Annotated in this window: 5 protein-coding genes; 2 read left to right on the plus strand and 3 right to left on the minus strand. The window is 61.6% G+C overall.

Going from position 1 to position 7,217, the window contains the following annotated elements; translation table 11 throughout:
• Positions 1 to 6: 6 nt before the first annotated feature.
• The 3 genes from hypF to ABLU88_RS25855 form a co-directional block, all read right to left on the minus strand.
• Positions 7 to 2,226 carry a carbamoyltransferase HypF gene (gene hypF / locus ABLU88_RS25845; RefSeq protein ID WP_348838490.1) on the minus strand — a complete coding sequence of 740 codons (2,220 nt, stop codon included), beginning with the start codon at positions 2,224 to 2,226 and terminating at the stop codon, positions 7 to 9.
• Between the two features lie 12 nt (positions 2,227 to 2,238).
• A complete protein-coding gene (gene hydN / locus ABLU88_RS25850; protein ID WP_048260191.1) occupies positions 2,239 to 2,766 on the minus strand; it encodes an electron transport protein HydN in 528 nt (175 codons plus the stop codon).
• Positions 2,767 to 2,900: 134 nt separating this feature from the next.
• Positions 2,901 to 3,914 (minus strand): LacI family DNA-binding transcriptional regulator, encoded by a 1,014-nt coding sequence (locus tag ABLU88_RS25855; RefSeq protein WP_025107280.1) that lies wholly within the window; start codon positions 3,912 to 3,914, stop codon positions 2,901 to 2,903.
• 256 nt (positions 3,915 to 4,170) lie between these two features.
• On the opposite strand from ABLU88_RS25855, the gene ascF reads away from it, so the two are divergent.
• Both ascF and ABLU88_RS25865 read left to right on the plus strand, forming a co-directional pair.
• Complete coding sequence (gene ascF, locus ABLU88_RS25860; protein ID WP_047723028.1) at positions 4,171 to 5,613, plus strand: PTS cellobiose/arbutin/salicin transporter subunit IIBC; 1,443 nt, start codon at positions 4,171 to 4,173, stop codon at positions 5,611 to 5,613.
• A 26-nt stretch (positions 5,614 to 5,639) separates the two neighbouring features.
• Positions 5,640 to 7,064, plus strand: a complete 1,425-nt coding sequence (locus ABLU88_RS25865; protein ID WP_202019341.1) for a 6-phospho-beta-glucosidase — start codon at positions 5,640 to 5,642, stop codon at positions 7,062 to 7,064.
• The last annotated feature ends 153 nt before the right edge of the window (positions 7,065 to 7,217 follow it).

The following is a 7,217-nucleotide window of genomic DNA, read 5'->3' on the forward strand; positions in this document are numbered from 1 at the left end:
TGTCCTTTAAGCCTGCAGGCGGGCCGCAGCGATAACCGCCTGGCCGAAGGCAATCGCGCCATCGCCTGCGGGCAGCTGCTGCGGAAAGAGCAGAGTAAAATCGGCCAGATAAAAGGTCAATCGCGCCGTCAGCAGGCGGTTGTGCAGTACCCCGCCGCCGAAGGCCAGCGTGTGAATATTCCGCGCGTTCGCGCAATCGCGCATCATGGCCGCCAGCCCGCGGGCCAGCGCATCATGAAAGGCCCACGCTTTTTGCGCCGGGCTCGCCTGCCAGCTCAGCCACTGCTGCCAGAACGTCGCCAGATCCAGTTTTCCATCGCGCCACGGCAGGGTCACCGGATGCTCAACTCCTTCGCAGGTCGCCGCCAGCGCCTCCAGACGGCACGCCGCTTCCCCCTCATAGCTCAGGGTTAGCGGCGCGCACTCCAGCGCGCAGGCGACGGCGTCAAACAGACGGCCGCACGACGATGCCTGCGGCGCATTAATACCGCGCTCGATTGCCCGCGCCAGCAGCGGCCAGCTTTGCTGGCGCAGCGCGGCGGTGTCGGCATAATTCTGCCACTCGGGGACGAAGGCCAGGCAGTGGGCGAGCAGATTGCGCCACGGCTGACGCGCCGCGAGGTCGCCGCCGGGCAGCGCCACCGCCGGCAGACCGCCGAGATGCTCGCACTCGCGATAGTTGACCCGCAGGCACTCGCCGCCCCACAGCTCGCCGTTTTCCCCCATCCCGATACCGTCGAGGATAAGGGCAATCACGTCGCCTCCCTCCCGCGGCCAGCGGTGCTCGGCCAGGCAGGCGGCCGCGTGGGCATGATGATGCAACACGCGGTCCACCGGCAGCATAAGCGACGCCGCCCACCGCGAAGCGCGGTAGCCGGGATGGGCGTCGGCAACCACCCGCTGCGGGGTAAAAGCGTAAATCTCCTGCATCAGACGCAGCGCCTGCCGCCACTGCGCCTCGACGCCCTCCTCATCGAGATCGCCAAAATGCTGGCTGAGCACCGCTTCATCGCCGCGCAGCAGGCAGAACGTATTTTTCATATCCGCGCCGAGAGCCAGCAGCGGCGGTACGTCGTGGAAACCCGGCGGCAGCGCCAGCGCGTCAGGCACGTAGCCACGGGCACGGCGCAGCATCTCGCCGCTTTGCCGCACCACGGAATCATCCATCCGCTGCACAATCTCGCGATTATGCAGCAGAAATCCGTCGGCAATTCCGGCTAAATCCGCCAGCGCCTCGGCGTTGGTTAACGCCGGCGGGCGGCCGCTGAGGTTGCCGGAGGTCATCACTAATGGGCGCGCCAGCGCCTGCGAAAGTAAATGCTGCAGTGGATTAGACGGCAGCATCCCCCCTACTTCCGCAAGCCCTGGCGCAATCTGGTCGCACAGGCCGGCCACCTGCGTTTTCTCCAGCAGCACGATCGGCGCGGCGGGCGAGGTCAGCAGCGTCAGCGCCGGTTCATCGAGCCCCGCCGTTGTCGCCAGCATCACCGCCAGCGGTTTCGCCGGGCGATACTTACGCGCCCGCAGCTTCGCCACGGCCTCGCGGTTTCCGGCGTCGCACAGCAGATGGAAACCGCCCAGCCCCTTCACCGCCACAATATCGCCCGCCAGCAGGCGAGCAATCGTCGCATCTAAGGCGGCTTCGCCAAATAAATGTTCCTGCGGGCCGCGCCACTCCAGCTGCGGCCCGCACTCGGCGCAGGCTACCGGCTGCGCGTGAAAGCGGCGATCGGCGGGATCGCCATATTCCGCCGCGCAGGCGGGGCAAAGAGGAAACGGCGACATAGAGGTCAGCGGGCGGTCGTAGGGCATAGCGCGAATAATGGTAAAGCGCGGCCCGCAGTGGGTGCAGTTGATAAACGGATAGCGGTAGCGGCGCTCCCGCGGGTTGTTCATCTCCGCCAGGCATGCCGGGCAGGTAGCGGCATCGGGCACAATCTGCGTGCGCATGCTTCCGGCCCCGCTTTGGCGGATGGTAAAGCCCGGCGGCGGCGCGGCCCAGACAAAAGGCGCCGCTGCCGCGCTGTCGATACGCGCCAGCGGCGGGCAGCGCCGGGTTAACGCGGCGAGAAATGGCGCATCATCGCCGACAAGGCGCACCAGCACGCCGTCGCCGTCGTTGCACACGTCGCCGCGCAGCTCCAGCTGCTGCGCCAGCTGCCAGACGAAGGGGCGGAATCCCACCCCCTGCACTTTACCGCGAATGCGGATTTGCACCCCGTTCATTGCGCGACCGGCTTACCAGGCCAGCGCGGTGCGGCGGCGTTTTTCGATATTCATCTGTTCGAGCTTGTTGCGGTCGACGCAAATCAGCGCGTGGGTCGGACAGGCATCCATACAGGCCGGGCCTTCCTCACGGTGGTGGCAAAGGTCGCATTTGTTGGCTTCGGCTTTTTCCGCCATCACGTTCAGCCCCGCGCCGCTGTGGCGGATAACCGGGCGCACCACCACTTCCATGGCGCCGTAGGGACAGGCCACCACGCAGGTTTTGCAGCCGATGCAGCGCTCCTGCATCACGTGGACGAAGCCCTGATCGCGGCCGATCGCGCCGTTCGGACAGACGTTGGCGCACGGGGCGTCCTCGCACTGACGGCAGGCGGTGGCCGTCGACACGTTAACGCCTTTGATCACGTGAATACGCGGTAAAAAGCTTTTTGGCGTCAGCGCGGCGCAGTCCTGATTTTCCTGATGAGAGACCACGCAGGCCACTTCACAGGTGCGGCAGCCGATGCATTTGCTCGCGTCGGCGATAATGAAACGGTTCATCCATTTCTCCAGCTGTAAGAAGGTTACGCGCCGGAGTATGCATAATGCGTTCCAACTTTTATCTTGCTGATATTAAAGAAGATAAATACGGAAGATACTGTCATCGTCAGTTGTGACGATGACAGCTGACGACGTCAGGCGTGCGGGCCGGGAACCATCGAGTCGCGTTCAATCAGCTCGCCGGAAAAGGTTTGCTGAAATTTAAAATCGCCGCCGTCGAGCATAAAGATCAGCCGGTTGATGCTCTCTTTGATCATCTCCGTCACCGGGACTTTGACGCTGGAGAGCGCCGGCACCATAAACGGCGCCAGCGCGATATCGTCAAAGCCCACCACCGAAACCTGCTCCGGAACCTTGACGCCGAGCTGGTGCAGCTGCTTCATCGCGCCAACCGCCATATCGTCGTTGCTCGCCACCAGCGCGCTATAGCCGACGCGGCGCTGGCGCAGCGTCTCGACTCCCGCCGCGCCGGTTTCCGGCGTCCAGCGGCCTTCGACGATCAGAGAGTCATTCAGGGCAATGCCGCCGCGGGCCAGCGCGTCTTTATAGCCCGAGAGGCGCTCTACGCCGGTTGGCGAATCCAGCGAACCGGTAATAAACGCGATTTCCCGATGGCCCAGCGCGATAAGCTTTTCCACCGCCATCATCGCCGAGGCCTTTTGATCGGACCAGACGCAGTGGCTGGCGTTGCGGCGCAGGCGGCGGTTGAGCACCATGATCGGCCGCTCATGATTTTCGATAATCTCATCCATCTCATCAACGCTGAGAAAGCGCGGATAGATAATAATCGCATCGCAGCGCAGATCGAGCAGATACTGAATCGCCTCGCGCTCCTCCTCCGCGCTGTGCTTGCCGTCGGCGAGGATCAGCTGCCGCCCTTTGTCTTCGGTCATCCGCGCCACGTGGTAAAGCAGTTCGCTGAAATAGACGCCGTGATAAAGGGTGTTGGTCACCACCAGCCCGAGGGTCTGGGTCTTTTTCGTCGCCAGGTTGCGCGCCAGCAGATTCGGCCGGTAGCCGCTTTCGGCCACCGCCTGGAAGACGCGATCTTTGGTCTCCTGGCTGACATAGCCGTTCCCCGACAGCACCCGCGAAACGGTGGCCTTTGACACCCCCGCGCGCTTCGCTACCTCCAGCATCGTTGCCATGTGGTTATTCCTGTTGCCAATGTTGCCCGCAGTGTACTGCACGCGCTGCGCTTTTTCAGCATTTGCGCGTCGCCCGCGCTGATGCGCACACAGCGATCAAAATCACAAAATCAAGATCTTATTTTTTTATTTCTTGTATGCATTCATGAAACTAATCATGATTTTATGGAACCGGTTTCCTATGTATGCATGATGCCGCTCCGCTTTCCGGCGCGGTGACAAGCCAGTACCCCATTGATAAACAGGATAAAATCCGATGTCTAAAAATTATGCAGCTCTGGCGCAGCAGATTATCGCGGCAATTGGCGGCGCAGATAACGTTGCCGCCGTCACCCACTGCATGACCCGCCTGCGTTTCGTGGTCAAAGACAACGAGCGGGTCGACAGCGCCACCCTCAAAGGGCTGAAAGGCGTGCTCGGCGTCGTGCGTAGCGATAACCAGTGCCAGGTGATCGTGGGCAATACCGTCTCCCAGGCGTATCGTGAAGTGGTTGCGCTGCTGCCGGGGGATCTGCGCCCCGCCGAACCGCAGGGGAAACCACCCATTACTCTGAAACGCATCGGCGCCGGGATCCTCGACGCGCTGATCGGCACCATGTCGCCGCTGATCCCGGCGATTATCGGCGGATCGATGGTTAAGCTGCTGGCAATGATCCTCGAGATGACCGGCGTGCTGCCCAAAGGCGCGCCAACGCTGACTATTCTGACGGTGATCGGCGACGGCGCGTTCTTCTTCCTGCCGCTGATGGTCGCGGCCTCCGCGGCGGTGAAGTTCAAAACCAATATGTCGCTGGCGATTGCGATTGCCGGGGTGCTGGTACACCCGAGCTTTATCGAGCTGATGGCCAAAGCCGCCCAGGGCGAGCACGTGGAGTTCGCCTTTATTCCGGTGACGGCGGTGAAATACACCTATACCGTGATCCCGGCGCTGGTGATGACCTGGTGCCTCTCCTATATCGAACGCTGGGTCGACCGTATCACCCCGGCGGTGACAAAAAACTTCCTTAAACCGATGCTGATCGTGCTGATCGCCGCTCCGCTGTCGATTCTGCTGATTGGCCCGCTCGGCATCTGGATCGGTAGCGCCATTTCCGCGCTGGTCTATACGATCCACAGCTATCTCGGCTGGCTGTCGGTGGCGATCATGGGCGCCCTGTGGCCGCTGCTGGTAATGACCGGGATGCACCGGGTCTTTACCCCGACTATCATTCAGACCATCGCCGAAACCGGCAAAGAGGGCATGGTAATGCCGTCGGAAATCGGCGCTAATCTGTCGCTGGGCGGTTCGTCGCTGGCGGTGGCGTGGAAAACCAAAAACCCGGAGCTGCGCCAGACGGCGCTGGCGGCCGCGGCTTCCGCGATTCTGGCGGGGATTTCCGAACCGGCGCTGTACGGCGTGGCGGTGCGGCTGAAGCGACCGCTGATCGCCAGCCTGATCAGCGGCTTTATCTGCGGCGCGGTGGCCGGTATTGCCGGGCTCGCCAGCCACTCAATGGCGGCGCCAGGGTTGTTTACCAGCGTCCAGTTTTTCGACCCGGCCAATCCGATGACCATCGTCTGGGTCTTCGGCGTCATGGCGCTGGCGGTAGTGCTGTCGTTTGTCCTGACGCTAATGCTTGGCTTTGAAGATATTCCGCAAGAAGAAGCCGCCGCCGACGCCAGACAGCGCCAGGCCGGCACCCAGGCTTCTCACGCCTGAACACCATTTTGTTAACGAGGTAACGCATGGCGACTTTTCCACAGGGATTTTTATGGGGCGGCGCACTGGCCGCCAACCAGTCCGAAGGGGCATATCTGGAGGGTGGCAAAGGGCTGACCACCGTCGATATGATTCCCCACGGCGCGCACCGCCTGGCGGTCAAGCTGGGGCAGGAGAAACGCTTCGCGCTGCGCGACGATGAGTTCTACCCGAGCCACGAGGCGATCGATTTTTATCATCGTTATAAAGAAGATATCGCCCTGATGGCGGAGATGGGCTTTAGCGTCTTCCGCACCTCTATCGCCTGGAGCCGTCTGTTTCCTAAGGGCGATGAGCTGGAACCGAACCCGGAAGGGATCGCCTTTTATCGCTCGCTGTTCGAGGAGTGCAAAAAGCACCGCATCGAGCCGCTGGTGACGCTGTGCCATTTCGACGTGCCGATGCACCTGGTCACCGAGTACGGCTCCTGGCGCAATCGAAAAATGGTGGAGTTCTTCACCCGCTACGCCCGCACCTGCTTTGAAGCCTTTGATGGCTTGGTGAAATACTGGCTTACCTTCAATGAAATCAACATCATGCTGCATAGCCCGTTCTCCGGCGCCGGTCTGGTGTTTGAAGAGGGGGAAAATCAGGAGCAGGTGAAATACCAGGCCGCCCATCACGAACTGGTCGCCAGCGCCTTAGCGACCAAAATCGCCCACGAGGTGAATCCGCAAAATCAGGTCGGCTGTATGCTGGCGGGCGGCAACTTCTACCCCTACTCCTGTAAGCCGGAAGACGTGTGGATGGCGCTGGAGAAAGATCGCGAGAACCTGTTCTTTATCGATGTCCAGGCGCGCGGCGCGTATCCGGTCTGGGCGGCGCGGGTATTCCGCGAGAAAGGCGTGACCATCGCCAAAGAAGCGGGCGATGATGAGATCCTGCGCCATACCGTCGATTTCGTCTCCTTCAGCTACTACGCTTCACGCTGCGCGTCGGCGGAGATGAACGCCGGCAACACCAGCGCCGCCAATATCGTTAAATCGCTGAAGAACCCGCATATTCAGGCCAGCGAATGGGGCTGGGGCATCGACCCGCTCGGCCTGCGCATCACCATGAATATGATGTATGACCGCTACCAGAAACCGCTGTTCCTCGTGGAAAACGGTCTCGGCGCGCGGGATGAGATTGACGCTAACGGCGAGATTAACGACGACTACCGCATCAGCTATCTGCGCGAGCATATTAAAGCGATGGGTGACGCCATCGAGGACGGCATTCCGGTGATGGGCTACACCAGCTGGGGCTGTATCGATCTGGTGTCCGCCTCCACCGGCGAGATGAGCAAGCGCTACGGCTTTGTCTACGTCGACCGCGACGATGCCGGACGCGGCACGCTGGCGCGAAAACGCAAAAAGTCGTTCTGGTGGTATAAGAAGGTGATTGCCAGCAATGGGGAAGATTTGGCGTAGTGTGCCCCGCGGACTGAGGGAGCCTCAGCCTAACAAACACCTGTAACACGGAAATTTTCCCGGCTTGCGCTACGCTTAGCCGGGCTACAGGTTCATCAACGCCGCGACCCGGGAAAAAAGTACGCTTGCTCCCCTGACCGAACTTCCGGCTAC

Origin of the sequence: Klebsiella sp. GW_Kp182, assembly GCF_040062275.1 — a bacterium.
Taxonomy (GTDB): domain Bacteria; phylum Pseudomonadota; class Gammaproteobacteria; order Enterobacterales; family Enterobacteriaceae; genus Klebsiella; species Klebsiella michiganensis.

Coding starts and splice junctions, on each gene's coding strand:
- ABLU88_RS25865 (WP_202019341.1), top strand. CDS start 5,640: ATGGCGACTTTTCCACAGGGATTTTTATGGGGCGGCGCACTGGCCGCC.
- ABLU88_RS25855 (WP_025107280.1), bottom strand. CDS start 3,914: ATGGCAACGATGCTGGAGGTAGCGAAGCGCGCGGGGGTGTCAAAGGCC.
- ascF (WP_047723028.1), top strand. CDS start 4,171: ATGTCTAAAAATTATGCAGCTCTGGCGCAGCAGATTATCGCGGCAATT.
- hydN (WP_048260191.1), bottom strand. CDS start 2,766: ATGAACCGTTTCATTATCGCCGACGCGAGCAAATGCATCGGCTGCCGC.
- hypF (WP_348838490.1), bottom strand. CDS start 2,226: ATGAACGGGGTGCAAATCCGCATTCGCGGTAAAGTGCAGGGGGTGGGA.